Raw genomic sequence first — 1,869 nt, 5'->3', positions numbered from 1 at the left:
GGAGGGAACGTACTGATCCGTTGCGGCCGGCATGCCGGCGCCTATCCATTGATATTCCACCCTTGAGCACCCACCGGAGAACATATGTCTCCGATATGGGCATCTCCTGCAAAGCACACATCCAACACTGTGGAAGGACATGGTCTTCGAGGTGCTCCTTAGAAAGGAGGTGATCCAGCCGCACCTTCCGGTACGGCTACCTTGTTACGACTTAGTCCCAATCGCCGGTCCCACCTTCGACGGCTCCCTCCCACAAGGGGTTAGGCCACCGGCTTCGGGTGTTACCAACTTTCGTGACTTGACGGGCGGTGTGTACAAGGCCCGGGAACGTATTCACCGCAGCGTTGCTGATCTGCGATTACTAGCGACTCCAACTTCATGAGGTCGAGTTGCAGACCTCAATCCGAACTGAGACCGGCTTTTTGGGATTAGCTCCACCTCACAGTATCGCAACCCTTTGTACCGGCCATTGTAGCATGCGTGAAGCCCAAGACATAAGGGGCATGATGATTTGACGTCGTCCCCACCTTCCTCCGAGTTGACCCCGGCAGTCTCCTATGAGTCCCCGCCATAACGCGCTGGCAACATAGAACGAGGGTTGCGCTCGTTGCGGGACTTAACCCAACATCTCACGACACGAGCTGACGACAACCATGCACCACCTGTAAACCGGCCACAAGTGGGGGACCTGTTTCCAGGCCTTTCCGGTTCATGTCAAGCCTTGGTAAGGTTCTTCGCGTTGCATCGAATTAATCCGCATGCTCCGCCGCTTGTGCGGGCCCCCGTCAATTCCTTTGAGTTTTAGCCTTGCGGCCGTACTCCCCAGGCGGGGCACTTAATGCGTTAGCTACGGCGCGGAAAACGTGGAATGTCCCCCACACCTAGTGCCCAACGTTTACGGCATGGACTACCAGGGTATCTAATCCTGTTCGCTCCCCATGCTTTCGCTCCTCAGCGTCAGTTAATGCCCAGAGACCTGCCTTCGCCATCGGTGTTCCTCCTGATATCTGCGCATTTCACCGCTACACCAGGAATTCCAGTCTCCCCTACATCACTCTAGTCTGCCCGTACCCACTGCAGACCCGGGGTTGAGCCCCGGGCTTTCACAGCAGACGCGACAAACCGCCTACGAGCTCTTTACGCCCAATAATTCCGGATAACGCTTGCGCCCTACGTATTACCGCGGCTGCTGGCACGTAGTTAGCCGGCGCTTCTTCTGCAGGTACCGTCACTTTCGCTTCTTCCCTGCTGAAAGAGGTTTACAACCCGAAGGCATTCGTCCCTCACGCGGCGTCGCTGCATCAGGCTTCCGCCCATTGTGCAATATTCCCCACTGCTGCCTCCCGTAGGAGTCTGGGCCGTGTCTCAGTCCCAGTGTGGCCGGTCACCCTCTCAGGCCGGCTACCCGTCGTCGCCTTGGTGGGCCATTACCCCAACCAACAAGCTGATAGGCCGCGAGTCCATCCAAAACCGCATAAAGCTTTCCACGGACCGCCATGCGGTGGTCCGTTGTATCCGGTATTAGACCCGGTTTCCCAGGCTTATCCCGAAGTCAGGGGCAGGTTACTCACGTGTTACTCACCCGTTCGCCACTAATCATTCTGTGCAAGCACAGAAGTCATCGTTCGACTTGCATGTGTTAAGCACGCCGCCAGCGTTCATCCTGAGCCAGGATCAAACTCTCCGTAAATGTGTTACAGACACAGTGCCGAAGCCAAGGAAAATTGGCTGCAGACACTGCACTAAATTCGAAACCGGCTAAAAAAACCGTCCCATACCCACGGGGTGGGCGGAAACGGCCTGTTCAACCAATCAAAATAAATTGGTATCAATAAACTTGGCACACTATTGAGTTCTCAAACAACAGAC

1 rRNA gene is annotated in these 1,869 nt (G+C 55.7%); it reads right to left on the bottom strand.

Going from position 1 to position 1,869, the window contains the following annotated elements:
• Nucleotides 1–162 precede the first annotated feature (162 nt).
• A 16S ribosomal RNA gene (locus LJ760_RS17245) occupies nucleotides 163–1,690 on the bottom strand.
• Nucleotides 1,691–1,869: the final 179 nt, after the last annotated feature.

Origin of the sequence: Arthrobacter sp. zg-Y895, assembly GCF_020731025.1 — a bacterium.
In the GTDB taxonomy this organism is placed as follows: Bacteria; Actinomycetota; Actinomycetes; order Actinomycetales; family Micrococcaceae; genus Arthrobacter_B.
The sequence above is the reverse complement of the archived record's forward strand: the minus strand, read 5'-3'. Positions and strand labels throughout refer to the sequence as shown.